The organism is Clostridium thailandense (assembly GCF_019207025.1).
Classification (GTDB): domain Bacteria; phylum Bacillota; class Clostridia; order Clostridiales; family Clostridiaceae; genus Clostridium_AM; species Clostridium_AM thailandense.
Genome location: NZ_JAEEGC010000139.1, coordinates 1 through 15,773 on the forward strand (window position 1 = coordinate 1; position 15,773 = coordinate 15,773).

Annotated in this window: 16 protein-coding genes and 1 pseudogene; 6 read left to right on the top strand and 11 right to left on the bottom strand. The window is 30.3% G+C overall.

Annotated features, from left to right (window positions below; all coding sequences use genetic code 11):
• Positions 1-214: 214 nt before the first annotated feature.
• From I6U48_RS23630 to I6U48_RS23650, 6 genes are all read right to left on the bottom strand, one after another.
• Complete coding sequence (locus I6U48_RS23630; RefSeq protein ID WP_218322944.1) at positions 215-421, bottom strand: 2-thiouracil desulfurase family protein; 207 nt, start codon at positions 419-421, stop codon at positions 215-217.
• 170 nt (positions 422-591) lie between these two features.
• The gene (locus I6U48_RS23635) at positions 592-768 is read right to left on the bottom strand and encodes a C-GCAxxG-C-C family protein (protein WP_246615516.1); all 177 of its coding nucleotides are present in this window, start codon (positions 766-768) and stop codon (positions 592-594) included.
• A 123-nt stretch (positions 769-891) separates the two neighbouring features.
• On the bottom strand, positions 892-1,191 hold the full coding sequence (locus tag I6U48_RS30555) for an iron-sulfur cluster biosynthesis family protein (RefSeq protein WP_376774596.1): 300 nt from the start codon (positions 1,189-1,191) through the stop codon (positions 892-894).
• A gap of 143 nt (positions 1,192-1,334) precedes the next feature.
• Entirely contained in the window at positions 1,335-1,655 is a 321-nt protein-coding gene (gene trxA / locus I6U48_RS23640; protein ID WP_218322945.1) for a thioredoxin, read from the bottom strand.
• A 44-nt stretch (positions 1,656-1,699) separates the two neighbouring features.
• Entirely contained in the window at positions 1,700-2,020 is a 321-nt protein-coding gene (locus I6U48_RS23645; protein ID WP_218322946.1) for a rhodanese-like domain-containing protein, read from the bottom strand.
• A 416-nt stretch (positions 2,021-2,436) separates the two neighbouring features.
• Positions 2,437-2,949 carry a hypothetical protein gene (locus tag I6U48_RS23650; protein WP_218322947.1) on the bottom strand — a complete coding sequence of 171 codons (513 nt, stop codon included), beginning with the start codon at positions 2,947-2,949 and terminating at the stop codon, positions 2,437-2,439.
• 247 nt (positions 2,950-3,196) lie between these two features.
• Here I6U48_RS23650 and I6U48_RS23655 point away from each other — a divergent pair, with 247 nt between their 5' ends.
• Together I6U48_RS23655 and I6U48_RS23660 are read left to right on the top strand one after the other, a co-directional pair.
• On the top strand, positions 3,197-3,889 hold the full coding sequence (locus tag I6U48_RS23655) for a response regulator transcription factor (RefSeq protein WP_218322948.1): 693 nt from the start codon (positions 3,197-3,199) through the stop codon (positions 3,887-3,889).
• Positions 3,882-5,669 (top strand): ATP-binding protein, encoded by a 1,788-nt coding sequence (locus tag I6U48_RS23660; protein ID WP_218322949.1) that lies wholly within the window; start codon positions 3,882-3,884, stop codon positions 5,667-5,669. The genes I6U48_RS23655 and I6U48_RS23660 overlap by 8 nt, the downstream gene beginning before the upstream one ends.
• Positions 5,670-5,791: 122 nt before the next feature.
• Here I6U48_RS23660 and I6U48_RS23665 read toward each other — a convergent pair whose 3' ends face one another.
• The gene (locus tag I6U48_RS23665; RefSeq protein WP_218322950.1) at positions 5,792-6,913 is read right to left on the bottom strand and encodes a YkvI family membrane protein; all 1,122 of its coding nucleotides are present in this window, start codon (positions 6,911-6,913) and stop codon (positions 5,792-5,794) included.
• 53 nt (positions 6,914-6,966) lie between these two features.
• The gene (locus tag I6U48_RS23670) at positions 6,967-7,473 is read right to left on the bottom strand and encodes an L-2-amino-thiazoline-4-carboxylic acid hydrolase (RefSeq protein WP_218322951.1); all 507 of its coding nucleotides are present in this window, start codon (positions 7,471-7,473) and stop codon (positions 6,967-6,969) included.
• A gap of 410 nt (positions 7,474-7,883) precedes the next feature.
• Between I6U48_RS23670 and I6U48_RS23675 the strand changes: the two genes are divergently transcribed.
• From I6U48_RS23675 to I6U48_RS23685, 3 genes are all read left to right on the top strand, one after another.
• Positions 7,884-8,540: a GntR family transcriptional regulator gene (locus tag I6U48_RS23675; protein WP_218322952.1), complete on the top strand. Its 657-nt coding sequence runs from the start codon at positions 7,884-7,886 to the stop codon at positions 8,538-8,540.
• 535 nt (positions 8,541-9,075) lie between these two features.
• Positions 9,076-10,191 carry a 4Fe-4S binding protein gene (locus I6U48_RS23680; protein ID WP_218322953.1) on the top strand — a complete coding sequence of 372 codons (1,116 nt, stop codon included), beginning with the start codon at positions 9,076-9,078 and terminating at the stop codon, positions 10,189-10,191.
• A 26-nt stretch (positions 10,192-10,217) separates the two neighbouring features.
• On the top strand, positions 10,218-11,342 hold the full coding sequence (locus tag I6U48_RS23685; protein WP_218322954.1) for a 4Fe-4S binding protein: 1,125 nt from the start codon (positions 10,218-10,220) through the stop codon (positions 11,340-11,342).
• A 273-nt stretch (positions 11,343-11,615) separates the two neighbouring features.
• On the opposite strand, the gene I6U48_RS23690 is transcribed toward I6U48_RS23685, so the two are convergent.
• Positions 11,616-13,286 (bottom strand): ribonuclease J, encoded by a 1,671-nt coding sequence (locus tag I6U48_RS23690; RefSeq protein ID WP_218322955.1) that lies wholly within the window; start codon positions 13,284-13,286, stop codon positions 11,616-11,618.
• 387 nt (positions 13,287-13,673) lie between these two features.
• Here I6U48_RS23690 and I6U48_RS23695 point away from each other — a divergent pair.
• Positions 13,674-13,985, top strand: a pseudogene (locus I6U48_RS23695) (multicopper oxidase domain-containing protein); the annotation flags it as partial.
• 219 nt (positions 13,986-14,204) lie between these two features.
• Here I6U48_RS23695 and I6U48_RS23700 read toward each other — a convergent pair.
• Both I6U48_RS23700 and I6U48_RS23705 read right to left on the bottom strand, forming a co-directional pair.
• Positions 14,205-14,891, bottom strand: coding sequence for a Crp/Fnr family transcriptional regulator (locus tag I6U48_RS23700; protein ID WP_218322956.1), 687 nt, complete (start codon positions 14,889-14,891; stop codon positions 14,205-14,207).
• A gap of 50 nt (positions 14,892-14,941) precedes the next feature.
• Positions 14,942-15,583 (bottom strand): 4Fe-4S binding protein, encoded by a 642-nt coding sequence (locus I6U48_RS23705; RefSeq protein WP_218322957.1) that lies wholly within the window; start codon positions 15,581-15,583, stop codon positions 14,942-14,944.
• Positions 15,584-15,773 lie beyond the last annotated feature (190 nt).

Consider the following 15,773-nt stretch of genomic DNA (forward strand, 5'->3'; position numbering starts at 1 on the left):
TAGATAACCACACCAGACACTTAACTTATACGCAGGGATATATTTACATTCTGGAAGACACATTTAAATACTTTTGCTACAAGTCTTAGCTTTTTTAAAAATATGGGCTTTAGACTTGTCAAAAGTATTTATCGTGCTGGAAGAATGTAAATATATCCCGGAGCATAAGTTAAGTGTCGGCCGTGGATGTCTATAGTGCGATAGCTCCTTAAATTTATTTAGTATTTATCAACCTTTGTATGTCTATTAGCGCTTTTTCTATTTCTAACACCTTTATGCCCACCATATCTATGCTAATATTTTTTTCTAATTTCTTTCTAAGTATTTCAATAAAGACACCTTCTCCAGCAACTTCTTGATCATTTTTCGAAGTTATATCGACGCCACAACTTGGTGAACGATTAATTCCTATAATCCCCATTATTATGAATTCATTTTTTATGTATTCTTCTAATAGCATTATAATTTAAAATATAAAAGAATCCTTTTAACTAAAATGTTAAAAGGATTCTAAAGTATAAGAATACTCATTGATAAAATGTTAATAATATATTTTTTACTTTAACTGCTCATGATTTATTTCATAAACATCTAAATTAACTCGTTTAAAACTTCATAGGTATAATCTATAATTTCAGCACAGCTAATACCGTTTTTCTTTAAGTCTTTGCAGATTTTTGTACCATACTTTTCTTTAATATCCATCATTAATTCTTTTGTATATTTTCTAGCATTATTTAGTTCATCGTTATTTTCTCTTCCCTTCAAGGAACCTATTTTTTATCTATACTTAATGCTTTGCCAGATCTTTTAATTATTCTATTTATTATATTCTTAGGAGAACACTAACAACTTGTACTACTTATTGAATTACTTACTTTATTTTTATTATTAGCAAGAAGATAAATATCCTCCTGTAATAGAAAATCCTCTATTAAACCAACTGTTCGAATAATCAATAATTGTTCCATTCACATACGTTTCAAGCTCAGAATCATATGCAATATTTATATCAGATGCTTGAATAACTACATCATTTTCATTTTTTAACTCATCCAGAGTTACTTTTAATTTTGGGCCACCTCAGCCAAACCCACCAAAATATATCCTTAACATTGCATTTTCAGGATTTTTAGCTTTCCGCTTAAATTCATCAAATTTTTCTATTGCATTTTTAGTAATATTAATCATATAGACCTCATCTCCTTATCACTCTAATTTTCTTACATAATACCAATTATTTATAATTTATTGTCTATGTACTGTCTATGTTTCATTTAAAATTTATAATTAATTAGGATACTTTTAATTTAAGTATCCTAATTAATTTACACTTATCTTGTATGTTGTTCTAATTTGGCCTTTAATGCTTCTTTAGGTTGGAACCCTACTATTTTATCAACAGGCTTTCCATCTTTAAAAATTACTAAAGTTGGCACCGCCATAACTTCATATTTTAGAGCTAGGTCTCTGCTTTTATCTATATCAACCTTAAATATTTTAGCTTTTCCATTCATTTCACTGCCTAACTCCTCTAGAACTGGAGCCACCATTTTACATGGACCGCACCACTCTGCAAAGAAATCTACTAATACTGCTCCATTATCATTTAAAACATTTTCCTTAAATTCATTACTATTTATTACTTTTGACATAACATTACCTCCAATTATAAATTTTTATATTATTAATATATTATCTATTTTTTCAATGATCCCGTATATCGGCTAGTACCACCCGATACATTTATTACATTAAATCCCTTTGATTTTAATTTACCGCAAGTGATGCTGCTTCTTCCTCCTGATTGGCAAATTATATAGTATTCCTTATCCCTATTTAAATATTTATCTGTTTCTGATAATATTCTATCCATTGGAATATTCTTCGCTGTTGGTAAATGACCATTCTTATACTCATAAGGTTCTCTTATATCAATTAAGTTTATTTTTCCTAATAGTTCTCCTAAATCATTAACACTTACTGAATTCGCTCTATTTCTGCTGAGAAATGAAAACATAATACTCCTCCTCCTTTTTCACATACCTATAATTTCTTTAATTACTTATACAACATAAGAATAATAATTTGCTTTTAAAGCTTCAATTACTTTAATAACTCTTTGATATTAAATTGAATAACGTGGTCAAAAATATTCACATATGAGTTTAACAAGGATTATTATAAGTATATTAGAATTTTCTTATATACTTATAATAATCCTTATTTTCTATTTTGTCAATACTATTTTTCCTTAAAATACGAACTTTAAACTTGTCAAAAGTAATTATCGCGCCAGAATAATTCCAATATATTCCAACATCGAAACAAAGCAAGCATAATAGCTAGTTAAGCTAATACTTACTTTTATCAAATAATGAACAATAATATAAATAAAGGTGAATGAAATTAGTGTTTCATTCACCTTTATTTATATTATTGTTCATTATTAATATAGCAATTACCGTTTCCTCTAGTTCCATTCCCCATCATGTGACCAGTTCCTCTCTTTCCATTTCCCATCCTTTCACCTGGAACTCCAGTACAATTTTCTAAATTACTTTTTAATGTTGCTTTTATAGAATCTCCCTCTTCTTTAGTTATCTTTCCATCTGCTACAGCTTGATCAACTGCCTTATTTCTCTCTTCAAGCAATGCTGTCTTAAATTGATCAACTGTCATTCCTTTTTCCTTTGCCAAATCGTACATTGTCTTTCCTGAATTAAGTCCATCAGTTATTTCCTTATCTGTCATACCAAGCTTATTCTTTAAAATCGATTCTACATAATCATACCCTCTCATACCTGTAGTTCTTCCAAGTCCTGTTCTTTCATAACTACTTCTATTTCCATTAGTACCATTAGTTGCTCCTGTACTTGCATATGCTGTTGCTCCTATACCCACTGCTATCGCCATTGTTAGAGCTATTATTAGATTCTTGTTCTTCATTTCTATTCCTCCTAAATATTTATTTTAGTACCTAATCTAAGTACAATTTAATAATAAAACATATTTACTATGAAAAAGTGTCCTAATTGTGTTATATTTGTAAAAATGTCGTTTATAATTTGATCACACTTTGATCACACTTTATTTTAATTTGTCTTATTCAGAAAATATATAAAAGTCCACAATTATTTCACATTTTTAAATTATCAGGATGATATAATAAAATTATCATAAGGAAGGTGATAGTATGAATAAAAGTATTCTAATAGCAGATGACAATATTGAAATTATTAAAATTCTTAAGCCTTATATTGAAAAGGAAGGTTTTAGCATTATTACTGCTTTAAATGGCAGGGATGCATTAGATAAATTCAAAACCTATAACCCTCAACTTATCCTACTAGATATTATGATGCCAGAGCTTGATGGCATGGAAGTATGTAAGTTAATCAGACAGGATTCAAATACTCCAATAATAATGATTACTGCTAAAAGTGAAGATTCTGATAAGATATTATCCTTAGATAGTGGTGCAGATGACTATATTGTAAAACCTTTTAGTCCTGGTGAAGTTGTTGCACGAATCAAAGCAGTGCTTCGTAGAATTCAACCTATAGAAGAAAATTTACCTAATAAAATAAATTACCCTCCTCTTGAAATAGATATAATTAATTACTCCGTTAAATTAGAAAATAAATTTGTTAATTTAACAAAGAAAGAAATTGAAGTATTGTGGTTACTTTCAACTTCACCTAATACAATTTTTTCAAGAGATTCTCTACTAGATAATATTTGGGGGATAGATTATTTTGGAGACCCTAGAACTGTTGATACTCATATTAAAAGAATACGAGCAAAACTTAAGTTAAAAGGTGAATATAATTGGGATATTAAAACCATCTGGGGATTAGGGTATAAATTTGAGGTGCAGGATGTTTAAGAAAAGTATTACTTTAAAGCTTACTTTTGGCTTCTTAAGTATAGTTATAATTTCAACACTTTTAATTGGTATTATTGCTTTAAGTATATTTAAAAATAATATATATGGAGTTAAAAGAATCAATATGACAAAACACGCTCATGAAATTTCCACTATTGTATCTCCCCTACTTCAGAAAAAGCTTACTTCTGAAGATATTAAAAGCATTTTAAATATTGTAGGTTCTCTTCCAAACTCAAAGACATGGATAGTTGACTCCGAGAATAGACTCTCGGCTATTTCTAAAAATGAAAATAGCATATATACCTTTATTGATAATCCATCTGTAAAAGAAACCTATAATTTACTTATAAAAAATGGACTAAAAGGTATTGTAGATTCTGATGAATTGTTAAATCCATATTACGAGGAAGAAATGATGACAATTTCAACTCCTGTTAAGGACAGTACTGGTAAAGTAATTGGGGTTGTACTTCTACACTCCTCTATTGCTGACCTTTCGGCTTCCATGGATAACTTTTTTCTATATTTAATTTTGGCTCTTATTGGTGAAGTATTTATCGCTGGCTTTATGAGTTATTATTTTTCTAAAAGTATATCAAGACCAATAAGAAAAATAAATTCTTCGGCACTTGAAATGGCAAGAGGTAACTACGGCATTAAAACAGGCATTTATTCTCAGGATGAAGTTGGCGAGCTAGCTTCTACCTTTGATTTAATGTCACTAAAGCTTAAGTATACAATTAGTAAGGTAACTGAAGAGAAAACAAAACTTAGTAACATTATAATCAGTATGAGCGATGGCATTATTGCCTTAGATAATAACCTTGATGTAATAAATATTAATGCTTCCGCTGTAAAGCTTTTATCTTACAACGGAAGCAAAGCAGATATTGATATTAAAATAATACTGAGAGCTTTGGACTTAGAAAACTTTATAAAATATTCTATGACGAATAACATAAAAAAAGCTATTTCAAAGAAATTTCATAATAAGATACTTAATTTTTCCCTATCTCCAATTAGTATAGACTCTGATAAAGTCATTGGTATGGTAATTCTCATACAGGACATAAGTGAAAAAGAGGCTTTAGAACAGATGCGGAAGGATTTTGTATCAAACGTATCTCATGAATTTAGAACACCACTTACTATAATGAAAGGAAATCTAGAGTCTATAGTTGACTGCATGATTCCTCCTTCAAACATTCCCGAAATCTGTGTGACACTTTTAAAAGAAACTAATAGACTGGAAAGAATGGTAAGAGATTTACTAGAGCTTAGTAAATTAGAATCCGGTAAAGTTCAGGCCAATTTTGATAAAGTCGATATAAACTCCTTTATTAAAGACATGGCTAGAACTGTAAGACCTCTCATTATGAATAAAAATATAGAATTAATTCTTGATTTAGACAGTAATCTACCACCACTACTCAGCGATTACGATAAATTAAAGCAGCTGTTTCTGATATTTTTAGATAATGCTATTAAATTTTCAGCTTTTAATAGTAAAATCAAAATTAAATCTACATTGGATAATAATTCTATCCTCCTCCTCATCAATGATAAAGGTATCGGTATAGCTTCCTGCAATATTGAACATTTAGGCGAAAGGTTTTATAAGACTGATAATTCAAGGAGTTCCTCAAACAATGGTACCGGACTAGGTATTTCTATAGCCAAAAAGCTAATTGAACTATTACAAGGTGACTTTTCTATTGATAGTGAATTAAACAAAGGTACAACTATAAAAATCCATCTGCCAATTATAAAAGTCTAAGAATATTACTAAAAAAATCAAGCTATTTATTGAACTGTTTTGAGGACTGTCGAACTTAATAAGTACAACAGCCCTCTGTTTTAATTTTCTAAACAAACCTTGGCACTTATTTTCATTAAATGCTAAACTTTTAATTCACTATTTTTTTGATCATCATTAACTGAACTCCTACATCTTAATTCTTTAAAGATCATAAAGCATGTGAAAACAATAGCCGAATATCCTGCTATAGGATATAAAATATTTACTAATTTATCAAAAGGAAGTACACCTCCGAAGAACATACCAATAGCAGTTAACACTGTTGCAATGATATTGAATTTCTTAGTTCTGTCAGGAGCAAACTTTCTAACAGTCATCAGAAGGAAGGAAGCTACTGCTGAGTATATACTTACAACTATTAATATTGAAAAAATTAGTCCTAATATAGGTGATATATGATTAGCTATTTCTAATGTAGGAACCTGTTTGCCTACAATTAGTTTATAATAAACAAGTTCAGCTATTACAAGTAAAATAATTGCAATAGTAAAAGCAAATGTTCCAACTAGACCTGCTGTTCTTGCTTCTTTTACATTTCCTGCAGACTTTCCGCAATCAACCTGAAATGGTATGCTAACCATAAGAGCTAGGAAGGCATATAGAGCTCCTGACCATGCCCAATTAGAAGAAGCCGATTTAAAACCTAAAGTTGGCATAAGCTTACTAGCTTCCGATAGCAAATTCGGCTGCCCAAAAATAGTAATAATCCCGGCAATACCTACTATTGCCACAAATAATATTTTGACAGGCCCTATAACACCTATTATGTCAATAAGCTTTTCTACTCCAAGTAGAGTTGTACCTAGTGCAAGAATAGCTATGACCCCAGTACCTATATATGTTGGTATTCCATAATACTGATTAATGGTTGCACCTGCACCTGCCAGCATAACTACAAATATAGCATACACTAATGCAACACTGTACCATATATATACTTGACCTAAAACTTTACCACAATAATACTCAAAAACATCATATGGATTCTCAAATTTCTCCTTTTGACCTACTCCATACAGAGTGTATGAAAGATAACTCATTACAACTAAAAAAATTAGTGCTGCTAAAATTCCCTTTGTCCCACTTGTAGTGAAAAATTGCAGAACCTCTTGTCCTGTTGAAAATCCTGATCCAATCCAATAGGCTGCCAATGCTCCCGCAAGAAGTACTACTTTTTTTAAATTAATTGACTCTTTTTCCATATTCACCACTCCTTGTTTTTCTAATTAGTTGGTGCAGGATTTCCTACACCTAACTACTTACCTGCTTTAAAAAAAGATACCTGGCAAGTCTTGCAGCCTTTAGCAATAGTGTCTCCTAAGTGGAATTCAAATCCCATAGCCTTAGCAATCCCTCTATCTCCATCCATAGCCATATCGCATAACTTTTCGCAGGTTGCATCATCAAAGCCCAAATCCTGCCATGCTTTAAGTAATGGACAGTGGTGGAATTCTATGTCCACTCTGTCTTCAGTTTTAGTTTTAAATTCAAGTTCAAAAGTTTTTGCCACATTTGAAGTTAAGAACGTCTCTGCAAAGCATTTAACACTTTCTGGGTTCTGACAGTTAGATTTTATTTCAGTACCTTGTACCAAACCAGTTTCTGAAATTGCCTCACGAATGAACTTTTCTACTTCTTCAGCTTTTCCTGCTTCTCTAGCCTTGGTGTATGTTAAGCCTGTCCATGTTGCACGATGTCCAATCGCACCTCTCTGAATATCTGCTACTAGATCACCTTTAATAGTAATTTTGTTATCAATCATATTCTCTTCTCCTTTTCTAATTAATTTAAAATATATATGAATGAATATTCATCATTATCCAATTAAAGCCTTTAAACACTAATATGATTACAATAATATTATAGTAAATCGTGTATTTGTGTAATTTATTTTATAAATTTTAGTTCCTAAAACTTGTTCTAATCATATCACAAATTTTCCTAATAATCAATAAAATAAAACGTTTTTTATTATTTTTTTATTTTTCAGGTATTTTATCATATATCTAATACAATATATCGTATTTATAGCAAATTACTTCTTTTTGTGATATGATCAGAAATCTCAATTTAACTTGACATGTGTAAAATACTATTCCTTCTATATTGACTTCCCATATTTTAAAATGTATAATAATTTGACGATAGTACAAGATACAAGGAGATATTTTTATGAATAATAAGAACTCAAATACATTAAAGAATCAAGTTTATGATGCCTTATTCTCTGATATTATTAATGGATTATATTCCTCTGATACCATCCTGACAGAAAAATTTTTGATGGAAAAATACAATGTCAGCCGCGCACCAATACGGGAGGCACTTACTCAGCTTACCGGAACCCATATCTTGTCCAGCATTCCAAGACAAGGATACAAAATTCTTCAACCAAGTGAACAAAAATTATTAGAAATCGTTAAGTTTCGCTCTGCTTTGGAATGTTCCTTTTTAGAAAGTTATTATATGTACATAGATAGACCTTCCCTTAAGGAACTGAGAACCATCTGCGAGAATTACATCGACTGTCCTGACAATGATTTCATGACCCACTGGAAATACAACTGTCAATTTCATCTGAAACTGTTTTCTATTTACAATAATCAATATGCTTATAAGCTCTTGGAAGACGCTTTGAATATCCAAACCATATTTTTTGTACAGAAAAAACATTACGCTAACATGGATTTGCATTTGGCATTAGTTGATTATATAGAAAAAGAGGAAATTGCAACGGCTGTAACTATTTGCAAGGCAGATATTGAAAACCTTCTACTTCAAACCATTGCTCCTATTCCAAGTGATAAAAATAGAAATGGACATATGTAATGAATCGCACCATAAATGTTGACATAGCAGAACAATTAGCACATGTACTGTCTTCTATTAATAGAGGGGTTGTCGCACTTAGATAAACATGTCAGAAAGTAGACTTATTCTGCGAGATATGTTACCAGACTTCGGCACTATAAAAATTTTTTATATGTGCTTTCAGTTCTGGTAACATAGCTCTCCTAATAAGTCTACTTTCTGCTTTACTTATTTCTAAGTGCAGCAACCCTTTTCTTAATTTTAAAAATATATAAAGTCCACAATTATTTCACAAATTCAGATAATAGTGTTGCTATAATGAATTCATAGACAAGGAAAAAGCTAATATGCAGCATGATTCAAATTATTAAAATATAAAGGAGTGACATTATGAGATATGGTTACCACTTAGGATTAGGCATTTATAGTCCCTATATCATGACTATAACGGTACTTCTAATTGCCTTAATTATTTATTTAGCCTCAAAACACAAAGCAACTCCCCCCAACGGATATTTTATTAAGCTTTTAGATGTTTTGAAAGTGAAAAATTATGAAAAATAACTTAGCTAAAGGCCTTCGTTATGTGATATTAGTTGCTGTTCTTATCTTTGTTACTACACAATCCTACTTACATGCTACTATTGGTGGTAAAGACTACGCCTCAATCCATGCATTATGTCCCTACGGTGCATTAGAGTCCTTGTATAGTTTACTCTTTAGCGAAACCTTTATTAAAAAGATTTTCTCTGGTACCTTTGTACTACTTGGACTAACATTGATTCTTGCACTTATTTTTAGAAGAAGCTTCTGTGGTCTGATTTGTCCATTTGGAACCATTCAAGAACTTTTTGGCAAACTTGGCAAAAAGCTTTTTAAGAAAAGATTTGAGTTATCTAAAAAAATAGACAATCCTCTAAGATATTTAAAGTATGTTGTTCTCTTTATAACAGTATACTATGGGTGGAAAACCGCCGAATTATGGATGTCTCCTTATGATCCATGGGCTGCTTATGGACATGCAGGTGAAGGATTAACTTCCCTTATAGAGGAATTCCCAATTGGTTCTATTTTATTAATAGTTACTATTATCGGTTCAATATTGTATGATAGATTTTTCTGTAAATATCTTTGCCCTATGGGTGCCCTTTATGGAATTATATCAAAATTAAGTCCTGGTAAGATTACTAGAAACGAAAACACTTGTGTAAATTGTGGATTGTGTACTAAAAATTGTCCTGTTAATATTAAGGTTTCTGAAATGAAAACAATTAAATCTGCTGAATGCCTAAATTGCCAAAGCTGTATATTATCCTGTCCAATGAAGGATACACTTAAGTTTAAATTCTTCGGCAAAGGAATATCACCTTTAGCAGTTATAATCCTTGTAGCTTCAATATTCTTTGGTGGCATTTCAATTACTAAAATGACTAATATATATCAAACAACTCCAGCACCTATAACTTCTTCTACAACTCTTACTCCAGAAGAAATTAAAGGTTATATGACCATCCAAGAAGCTGCTACTGCTTTAAAAATGGACATAGGTGAATTATATAAAAAGTTAAACATACCTACTACAGTACCAAAAGAAACTAAATTAAAGGATGTTAAAAACTTTGTACCAGATTTTGAAGTTGAAAAAGCTAGAGAAAGCTTAACGAAGTAGAAGATTTTCGAAAGGAAGTATGCGCTATGAAGAATTCAAAATTAAGAGTCATTCTATCATTTTTTAGTACAATTACAATAATTATTACTCTTTCCTTCTTCGTTTCTCAACGTTTTGGAGGACATACAGAAAAACTGTATGTCCCAAAACAAATTATAGTGACTGAAGATATGACTATAGCAACTATAGCTAATAAAAACAATCAGCAAGAGGAATTAATTAAAGATGCTTTAAAAATAAAGGATACCACTAGCAAAGAAAAAACATTGAAAGAACTAGGTATTAGTGAAAAGGATGCTAGTTCAAAGATACAAAAGGCTTTAAACTTTAAAGCAGAGGAAACTTCCAAAAATGCAGCATTAATTGTAGGAAAGTTCATCCTATGGGCAATATTTATGGCAATAATTTTTCTTTTACTTAAAAGAAGCAAAATGTCACCTTCCTTAAGTAAATATATGTTTTTAAGTTCTACCTTGATTTTTGGAGTAATACTCGGACCTGAACCAAATTCAATGTCAACAGTTAAAGATATGATAAGTAATTTTGCAATAAAAGGAATTCTATTTCCACCTAGAATCATTGCACTTTTAGTTTTCTTAGGAATCGTTTTTGTTGCAAATAAATTTATTTGTGGATGGGCCTGTCAGTTTGGTACCCTACAAGATTTCATTTTTCGTTTAAATAGGGATCCTAAAGACAGAGAAGGAATATTTAAACAATACAAAATTCCATTTTTTATCTCTAACACAATTCGAATTGTATTTTTCATTCTATTTACTTTTATTGCTTTTGTATGGTCCTTTGACATTGTTGAAACAATTAATCCTTTTACTATATTTAAACCAGCTTCACTAACATCAATAAGTATCATTTTCATATCTCTACTGTTAATAAGCAGCCTTTTTATTTACAGGCCTTGGTGTCACCTATTCTGTCCCTTTGGTCTTCTAGGATGGATTGTTGAAAAATTCAGTCAATATAAAATTAAGGTAAACTCTACGACATGTATAAATTGCAAGCAGTGTGTAAAAGTCTGTCCCTCTAATGCAATGAAAAGTATATTAAGAGAAGATAAAATAAAACCAGATTGTTTCTCCTGCGGAACCTGCATTAATACATGTCCTACAAAATCAATTACTTTTAATAAATAAGTTTTAAGATCACATAATTTAAGGAACAATTGTTACACAATGCAATTCAACTATTCCTATACCTGTTAATTTATTGTATAGCTTTTACAATCATAAAAAACTTTCTATCTAAGATTTATAGAATAATCAGCCTACTAATTTAAAATACTAAATAGGAATATATTTTAGTACTTAATGTATGTAGCTAAAAAGAGGCTAAACCAAAATCATTTAGTTTAACCTCTTCTCTTAAAAATTTTCTCTTTATTAGCTAACTTTAAAAATTAATTATACTTAAATCTCCATAATTATTGGTAAAATAATAGGTCTTCTTCCTGTTTTGCTATACAAGAATCCTCCTAAGGAATACTTTATACTTGATTTTATTGTAAACCAATCCTTTACTTTATTTTCCATGCATTTATTTAATTCTACTTTTACTACTTCTCTAGCATCATTTATTAAATCTCCAGATTCTTTCATATAAATAAATCCTCTTGTAATAATATCTGGTCCTGAGAGGATATTGAAAGATGCTTTATCTATTGTCACTACTACTGTTAATATACCATCCTGTGACAAATGTCTCCTATCTCGTAGCACTATATTACCCACATCACCAATACCAAGTCCATCTATCATCACTGCCCCACAAGTGACTCTCGTTGACTTTTTAGCGCTATTTCTAGTTAACTCTAATACGTCACCAGTTTCTTGAATAAATATATTTTTCTGATCCATGCCAAGGCTCTCAGCTAACATTCCATGTTTTTTAAGATGTCTATATTCACCATGAACAGGCATAAAAAATTTAGGTTTAATCAAAGTATGCATCAATTTCAATTCTTCTTGACAAGCATGACCTGAAACGTGAACTTCCTCCAAAGTATTATAAATTACCTCTGCTCCCTTTTTAAAAAGTTCATCTATGAGCTTAGATATAAGTTTTTCATTTCCAGGAATGGGCGACGCAGAAATAATTACAAAATCACCTTTTTCAACAGTAATTTTTCTATGGGTTGAATATGCAATTCTTGAAAGGGCAGCCATTGGCTCTCCTTGACTTCCAGTAGTTATAATCGTTACTTTATTAGAAGGATATTTATCAATATCATCTACACTTATAAGTTGATCCTTAGGCAATTTCAGGTAACCTAATTCTGCAGCTATTATAGAAATTTTCTCCATACTTCTTCCACTAAAAGCAACCTTTCTTCCATAAAATAAAGAAGAATTAACAATCTGCTGAATTCTGTTAATATTTGATGCAAAGGTAGCAATAATTACTCTCCCCTTTGCATTGCCAAAAATCCTTGTCAAGTTTTCTCCTATTATTCTCTCTGAAATGGTATACCCTGGGCGTTCAGCATTTGTGCTGTCTGCCATCAATAGTAATACTCTTTTCTTTCCTAACTTTGCAAAATATTGAAGATCTATTCCCTCTCCATCTATAGGCATATACTCTATTTTAAAATCTCCAGTATGAACTATAACACCTTCCGGAGTGTGTATAGCTAATGCACAGGAATCAGCTATACTATGGCATGTTCTTATAAATTCTACTCTAAAGTTTTCAGTCTTAACCTCTTCTCCTGGTTTAATTTCATAAAGTGTACAGTCAGAAAGTATTTTATGTTCCTCCAATTTACTTTTCACTAAGCCTATGGTTAGTCTTGTTCCATAAACTGGTACATTTAATTGCTTTAAAACATATGGAAGAGCACCTATATGATCCTCATGTCCATGAGTTAACACAAAACCTTTTACTTTCTCTCTATTGTTTACCAGATATGTTATATCTGGTATAACCAAATCAACACCATACATTTCAGCATCTGGAAAAGCTAAACCACAATCGATGACAATTATTTCATTATCATACTCTATAGCTGTAATATTCTTTCCAATCTCCCCCAAACCGCCTAATGGAATTACCTTTACTTTATTTTTACTTTTTATTTCCATATAATCTCCCATCTGATAAAGAAGTTAATATTATTGAAGCCTATCTATAATTATATCTATACAATTCATTAATAATTATAAGTTTGTATTTATATTCCTTCAGCCTCTTTCTTATTTATATCCATTTTTATCGATTATACTCTTCAAATTTAGCATTATCTGGAGATAACCTATCTTATATAAAATAATATCTTCTATTTTATCTCATATATTCTATAGGTATTATATATTATAAATTATAAATAATCAAAACTTAGTTTTTAATTATTTTTTATATAAATCAAAGCAATGATTTAATGGACCTTTTTCATTATACTTTTTTATTCTATCTAAAGGAAAAGCATTACTCGAACAATTATTTAAGTATACGGTAAGAGTTTTCCATCTACCACGCCTATGCCTGTTAAATATGGTGATATTGTACGTTTAAGATTAGGCGTCATACAGATTAATCACCATCCAATGCATATTCATGGTCATCAATTTTTAGTTGAAAAAGCTGATGGCAACCCTATAGCTTATAATAATAGAATTTTAAAAAATACAATACTAGTTGCTGCTGGTGAAACCTGGGATGTATTATTTAGAGCAGATAATCCAGGTATATGGCCTTTTCACTGCCATATTTCACACCATGTTTCAAATAACTTTACTGATGGAACTGGTGGTATGTTCACCACCTTAGCTTACAAACTATAAAAAATTGTTAGACTACTTCATTGAATCTAACAAGGGGATGTCTCACTATGAAGGAACCAGCAAAAGTTAACTTTCTGATACATTTCCTTACAGTGCGACAGCCTCCTTTTTTCATTTCTTGAAAGTTACAGTCAGCGAAACATCAGTAGGATAGCTGTAACCGCTCTTATCTTAGTATCTGCTTTAGTAATTGCATGTTCCTCTAATCACAATCATATACTAATCCTTTAATACTTCATTTAAATCCTTGAGTATTAATATTTTACCTCTTTCTAATTTTATATATCCGCTTTTTTCAAGACTTTTTAATTTCCTACTAACAACTTCTCTAACCGAATCAACCTCAAAAGCTAATTGACTATGCGTTGCATAAACTACCTTACTATCCTTATTAATAAGTAGCCTAATAAGTCTTGACTCTAAAGATTCATGAATTATTCTTTCTTTATTCTCTATAACAATATTAAATTTATTATATAAATCTTTATACATATATGATAAAAATTCTTTATTTGGGATAAGGTACTTTTCAACTATATTAACTGGAATTATGCATATTTCGGAATCCTGAATGGCCTTACCTACTATTTTTAAAGATTCTAAGTTTGATAAACAGCTTAAGACTTCATGGCAAAATTCTCCTTGTTCTATATTATAAAGATTAGTTTCATCTCCATCTTCGTTAATTTTTTGTATTTTTATTGTACCTTTTATGACAAATAAAATTCCCTGGCATGTTTCCACAGTCAACTTTACATGTTCATCGAAACGCATAGTTTTAAAAATTGCTTCTGTTTTTATTATTCCATCATTATCCATATCAATCTTCTCTAACACTGGATATGCTTTATATAAAGATTTTATATTTTTCAATCTATTATTCAATTTTTTATCATGATTAACCATTTACATTCCCCCCCAGTGATTTTGTCATATATAATTATTTTCAATCAATCTTATTTATAGCCTATTGATTTTTTAGGGCATGCACTTACACATTTTCCACATTGTATACAATCAGGATGACTCAATAAATCACCTTTATATTCATAAGGAACTATTCCTAACGAACATTTTTTCTCACATATTTTACAGGAAACACAACTTGATGATACTTGTAATACTTTTTTATTAGTTCTAAATTTCGATATAATTGATGCTATAGTTCCCATCGGGCAAAAATTACACCAAGTTCTATGATTATAGAACAAAGATAATACTATACCAATTATTGTGGTTACAACAATAATTCTATAAAATACCATTCCAATACCATAAAGATTGCCCCAATTTTTCTTAATTCCCAATGTAAACATAGTCATCATAAATATTATAACTAAAATTCTAAAATAATAAGATTTTAAAAACTTGGGTACTTTTCTTTTATTGCTAAACTTAGAAACTATATTATCATAAAAATTTCCTCTTGGGCATAAATTGCCACACCAAAATCTCCCCTTAAATATAGACACAATTATAGGTGCTACCATACAGATAGCAGCTGCTACTGCGAATCTTAAGTCAATTAGACCTAATAACACAAAGGCAATTAACAGTGTAAATGAATACTTTTTCCATAATCTCAAAATTTCTTTCATAATCTTCCTCCATTAGCTTAGTTCTTATAAGTTTATTATAGATTAATTATTTGAATATTTAAGTGACTTAGTCACATTACCATTGCTTAAAAATGAAAAATGGGGCTGTCGCACTTAGATAATCAGAGCAGAAAGTAGACTTATTCGGAGAGATATGTTACCAAAACTGAAAGCACATATAAAAAATTTT

What these genes read in the sequence shown, in the direction of transcription:
- I6U48_RS23630 (WP_218322944.1), bottom strand. Translation starts at nt 421, where the DNA reads ATGGGGATTATAGGAATTAATCGTTCACCAAGTTGTGGCGTCGATATA.
- trxA (WP_218322945.1), bottom strand. Translation starts at nt 1,655, where the DNA reads ATGTCAAAAGTAATAAATAGTAATGAATTTAAGGAAAATGTTTTAAAT.
- I6U48_RS23645 (WP_218322946.1), bottom strand. Translation starts at nt 2,020, where the DNA reads ATGTTTTCATTTCTCAGCAGAAATAGAGCGAATTCAGTAAGTGTTAAT.
- I6U48_RS23650 (WP_218322947.1), bottom strand. Translation starts at nt 2,949, where the DNA reads ATGAAGAACAAGAATCTAATAATAGCTCTAACAATGGCGATAGCAGTG.
- I6U48_RS23655 (WP_218322948.1), top strand. Translation starts at nt 3,197, where the DNA reads ATGAATAAAAGTATTCTAATAGCAGATGACAATATTGAAATTATTAAA.
- I6U48_RS23660 (WP_218322949.1), top strand. Translation starts at nt 3,882, where the DNA reads ATGTTTAAGAAAAGTATTACTTTAAAGCTTACTTTTGGCTTCTTAAGT.
- I6U48_RS23665 (WP_218322950.1), bottom strand. Translation starts at nt 6,913, where the DNA reads ATGGAAAAAGAGTCAATTAATTTAAAAAAAGTAGTACTTCTTGCGGGA.
- I6U48_RS23670 (WP_218322951.1), bottom strand. Translation starts at nt 7,473, where the DNA reads ATGATTGATAACAAAATTACTATTAAAGGTGATCTAGTAGCAGATATT.
- I6U48_RS23675 (WP_218322952.1), top strand. Translation starts at nt 7,884, where the DNA reads ATGAATAATAAGAACTCAAATACATTAAAGAATCAAGTTTATGATGCC.
- I6U48_RS23680 (WP_218322953.1), top strand. Translation starts at nt 9,076, where the DNA reads ATGAAAAATAACTTAGCTAAAGGCCTTCGTTATGTGATATTAGTTGCT.
- I6U48_RS23685 (WP_218322954.1), top strand. Translation starts at nt 10,218, where the DNA reads ATGAAGAATTCAAAATTAAGAGTCATTCTATCATTTTTTAGTACAATT.
- I6U48_RS23690 (WP_218322955.1), bottom strand. Translation starts at nt 13,286, where the DNA reads ATGGAAATAAAAAGTAAAAATAAAGTAAAGGTAATTCCATTAGGCGGT.
- I6U48_RS23700 (WP_218322956.1), bottom strand. Translation starts at nt 14,891, where the DNA reads ATGGTTAATCATGATAAAAAATTGAATAATAGATTGAAAAATATAAAA.
- I6U48_RS23705 (WP_218322957.1), bottom strand. Translation starts at nt 15,583, where the DNA reads ATGAAAGAAATTTTGAGATTATGGAAAAAGTATTCATTTACACTGTTA.